Below are 3,671 nucleotides of genomic sequence, written 5' to 3' on the forward strand. Positions count from 1 at the left end.
GACTCGGTGATGTGGCGCAGTCCATGAGCATCTATGACAACAAAGGGTGGATAGTGGTGAACAATTCCCATGTCATCTTTGCTATCGACCTCAATACGTTCAAGGAAGTGGGGCGCATCGAGGATCTGACCTCTCCGCGATATATCCACTTCCTGAGCGATGAAAAGGCTTACGTCACGCAGCTTTGGGACAACCGCATCTTCATTGTCAATCCCAAGAAGTATGAAATTACAGGCTACATTCAGGTGCCTGACATGACGATGGAGAGCGGCTCAACGGAGCAGATGGTGCAATACGGCAAATATGTGTACTGCAACTGCTGGAGCTACCAGAACCGCATCATCAAGATAGATACCGAGACTGATAAGGTGGTGGACCAGCTGACGGTCGGCATACAGCCCACGTCCCTTGTAATGGATAAGTACGACAAGATGTGGACTATCACCGACGGCGGTTATGAAGGCTCGCCATACGGCTATGAGACACCTTCACTCTATAAGATTGATGCTGCAACTTTTACTGTTGAAAAACAGTGGAAATTCAAACTCGGTGATGCTCCGAGCGAGCTGCAACTCAACGGCGAACGTGACAAGCTGTACTGGATCAATAATGACATCTGGAGTATGGACGTAACGGCAAACCGTGTTCCTGTCCGTCCTTTCCTCGTATACCGCGAAACGAAGTATTACGGGCTGACGGTAAACCCTGTAAACGGCGAAGTGTATGTAGCCGATGCCATCGACTACCAGCAGCAGGGCATGATCTACCGATACTCCCCCGAAGGAAAACTTATCGATGAATTTTATGTCGGCATAATACCCGGCGCATTCTGTTGGAAATGAACAAGAAAATATTACTATTTTGTATTGTGAATTGTGCATTTTGCATTGTTGCATACGCACAGTCTTCACAGAGGATGCACAATCTGCGTGAGGTCGTGGTGTGGGGCAAACGCCCGATGAAAGATATCGGAGTGCAGAAAACAACTTTCGATTCCATCGCCCTCAAAGAGAACATCGCCCTCTCGATGGCTGACATCCTCACGTTCAATTCTTCCGTCTTCGTCAAGAGCTACGGTCGTGCCACTCTCTCCACTGTCGCTTTCCGTGGAACATCACCCAGCCATACGCAGGTGACGTGGAACGGTATGCGCATCAACAACCCCATGCTCGGCATGACCGACTTCTCCACCATTCCGTCCTATTTCATAGACCAGGCATCGCTGCTCCACGGCACTTCATCGGTCAACGAGACTGGCGGCGGTCTGGGCGGTCTTGTCAGACTCGGAACTATTCCAGATGTGGCGGAAGGGGTCAATCTGCAATATGTGCAGGGAGTGGGCTCATTCAGCACATTCGACGAGTTCGCCCGGTTTACTTACGGCAGTGAGCATTGGCACGTGTCAAGCCGTGTCGTATATTCGTCTTCACCAAACGACTACAAGTACATTAACCACGACAAGAAGGTGAACATCTACGACGATGACAAGAACATAATAGGTCAGTATCATCCGACGGAACGGAACCGCAGCGGTGCCTACAAAGATTTCCATGCGCTGCAGGAGGTTTACTATAACACCAACAAGGGTGACCGTTTTGGATTCAACGCGTGGTACATCAACTCCAACCGCGAACTACCTATGCTCACCACCGACTACGGCAACGAGCGCAACTTCGAGAACCGTCAGCGTGAACAGACCCTGCGCAGCGTCCTCTCATGGGATCATCGGCGCGACGGCTGGAAATTTGCAGCAAAAGGGGGATATATCCACACTTGGATGGCGTATGACTACAAGCGTGAGGTCGCTGAAAACAACTGGTCGTCCATGACACGCTCACGAAGCAGGGTAAACACATTCTACGGTCAGGCAGAGGGTGAGTATAATCCTACGAGAAAATGGTATTTCACCGCCAATATTTCGGCACATCAGCATTTTGTCCGCTCAGAGGATAAGAACATTATCCTTCAGGACGGCGACAAAGCCGTTGTCGGTTACGACAAGGGTCGCATAGAACTCTCCGGCTCTGCCTCTGCAAAGTGGCAGCCTGTCGATCCGCTCGGACTGTCGCTTGTGGTGCGCGAGGAAATGTTCGGCGAAACTTGGGCTCCCGTTATCCCGGCTTTCTTCATCGACGGTCTCCTGTCACGGAACGGAAACGTCATGCTGAAAGCGTCCGTATCACGCAACCACAAGTTTCCTACGCTCAACGACCTCTATTTTCTCCCCGGCGGCAATCCTGATCTGAAGAGCGAGCATGGGTGGACGTATGACGCCGGTGCTTCGTTCGATGTGGGTTGGAAAGCTCCCTTCCCAGTGTCGATGGGTGGAAGTGCCACATGGTTTGACAGCCGTATCGACGACTGGATCATCTGGCTTCCCACAACCAAAGGGTTCTTCTCGCCGCGCAATGTAAAGAAGGTACACGCCTACGGCATCGAGGGAAAGCTCAATATAGCTTTCGAACCTTTCAAGGGGTGGATTTTCGATCTGAACGGGTCATATTCATGGACTCCCTCAATCAACGAGGGTGAGAAGATGTCCCCTGCTGACCAGTCTGTAGGCAAGCAGCTACCTTACGTCCCCAAGCACTCAGCTTCGTTCACGGGGCGTCTTACATGGAAATCTTGGAGCTTCCTGTATAAATGGGCTTACTATTCAGAGAGGTTCACCATGTCGAGCAACGACTATACTATCACAGGGCACCTCCCTAAGTATTACATGAGCAACGTATCCCTTGAAAAAGGGCTGAAGTTCAAACCTGTCGATTTACAGCTGAAACTGGCTGTGAACAATATTTTCAACGAGGACTATCTCTCAGTCCTCTCGCGTCCCATGCCCGGCATCAACTTCGAGTTCTTTGTCGGAATAACACCGAAGTTCGGAAAGAAAAAGACTGAACCGAAAACGGATAATTATTGAAACAAACCAAAAATCAACAGAATATGCAAAAGTGTAAATCTTTCCTCAGTCTGTGCCTGCTCATCGTTCTGCTGGCTGCCTGTAATGGTAAAAAGACCGCTTCTATCAGCGATTTCAGCAATCAGCTCTATACCCCGGAATATGCCTCCGGCTTCAGTATCAAGGGTGCGGACGGATATGAAAGCTCCATCATTACTGTCACCAATCCGTGGCAGGGTGCGGACAGCATAACCACTCAGCTCTTCATAGCAAGAGGAGGTGAGTCTGCTCCCGAAGGGTTCACCGGTCAGGTACTCGAAGTCGGTGTTTAGCCGACTCTTCAATTCAGGCAATGCGGTCAACGGGAGTGCCGGACTCGATCCAAACGCCACTGACCGCATTGCCCAATACCCGCACTGTCTCGCTTGCGACTGCCAAAGTCGAGCCGTCGCGCCTCTCGCAGTTCTGAATTGAATAATTCCGTCAGATATGTAAGTATCTGATTCTTCGTAATCTGTATGTCAGGAAATTTTCGTAAATTTGCATTCATAATGATAGAAAACAGTTTGTACGACAGGAAGTCCTTACGGGCAATATATGGACCGAAAGCAGATTTTAAAGAAATTGCCAAAGATTGTGTTGCTTTTGCCAACGCTCAAGGCGGTGTGATTGATTTCGGAATAGAAGATAATGCTATTGTGCCGGATGTTACTCAACGCATACCTAAAGATTTACCTGTGAAACTTCGTAATCAGAGAGCGGGAAAGACATT

Annotated in this window: 3 protein-coding genes and 1 pseudogene; all 4 read left to right on the plus strand. The window is 49.7% G+C overall.

The window, feature by feature from the left end:
* On the plus strand, window positions 1–842 hold an 842-nt coding region (locus JX312_RS10540; RefSeq protein WP_204457965.1), incomplete at its 5' end, for a YncE family protein.
* On the plus strand, window positions 839–2,920 hold the full coding sequence (locus JX312_RS10545; protein ID WP_204457966.1) for a TonB-dependent receptor: 2,082 nt from the start codon (window positions 839–841) through the stop codon (window positions 2,918–2,920). The genes JX312_RS10540 and JX312_RS10545, both read left to right, overlap by 4 nt.
* Window positions 2,921–2,943: 23 nt before the next feature.
* Window positions 2,944–3,219 (plus strand): annotated as a pseudogene (locus JX312_RS10550) (iron ABC transporter substrate-binding protein); the annotation flags it as partial.
* A 231-nt stretch (window positions 3,220–3,450) separates the two neighbouring features.
* Window positions 3,451–3,671, plus strand: a 221-nt coding sequence (locus tag JX312_RS10555; protein WP_204457967.1) for a helix-turn-helix domain-containing protein, incomplete at its 3' end; no start/stop codon positions are given.

Origin of the sequence: Barnesiella sp. CU968, assembly GCF_905219685.1 — a bacterium.
GTDB classification, from domain to species: domain Bacteria; phylum Bacteroidota; class Bacteroidia; order Bacteroidales; family Muribaculaceae; genus Lepagella; species Lepagella muris_A.